Below are 265 nucleotides of genomic sequence, written 5' to 3'. Positions count from 1 at the left end.
CTGGGGGACTGGAAGCGCAGCGACCGCATCGTCCTCGTCGCCAATCCCGCGTCGACGTCCGTCTTTCACTCCAGCGTGGCGACGGACCCGGCCGCCGATCCCGCCGACCGCGCCATCGCCCGCGCGCTCGAAGGCCAGAAGCTGCCGCGCGTGGACAAGGTCGACATCAAGATCGCGGAAGAATTCCAGGGCCGCATGCTGGGCTTCCTGAACGGCGAATACGACTACCTGGAGCAGGTGCCGGAATCGATGACAGACATGGTCA

General features: G+C 66.0%; 1 protein-coding gene. It reads left to right on the top strand.

The features are described from left to right. On the top strand, positions 1-265 hold a 265-nt coding region (locus ACPYOM_RS22695; protein WP_481347695.1), incomplete at both ends, for a hypothetical protein.

The organism is Monashia sp. HAY1-2A (assembly GCF_056755315.1).
The sequence above is the reverse complement of the archived record's forward strand: the minus strand, read 5'-3'. Positions and strand labels throughout refer to the sequence as shown.